1 pseudogene is annotated in these 259 nt (G+C 67.6%); it reads left to right on the forward strand.

The features are described 5' to 3' along the window. A pseudogene (locus ACRX5W_RS22565) lies at positions 1-259 on the forward strand (hypothetical protein); the annotation flags it as partial.

A 259-nucleotide genomic window follows, 5' to 3' on the forward strand; every position in this document is an offset into this window, starting at 1 on the left:
CACGGTGGACACGCTCGTCGACGCCGTCCGAGCCACAGCAAACCGGCTGTACGGCGACGGCACCGCCGCTGTGCCGGAGCATGTGGAATGGCTCTTCGAAGAGGACTACTTCGACGAACCCTTCAGTGACAGCGAGGAGTTCATGCACCTATGGGTCGAAACCGTGTCCTCGGACGGGCAGGGCTTCGTCCGGTTGACCATCGTGCGCCGCGCGTGTGTGCGGGCGGCGGTGGTCGGTGCGGCCGGCGCGAAGCCGGCC

It is taken from the genome of Yinghuangia sp. YIM S10712, from assembly GCF_051388935.1.
Classification (GTDB): domain Bacteria; phylum Actinomycetota; class Actinomycetes; order Streptomycetales; family Streptomycetaceae; genus Yinghuangia.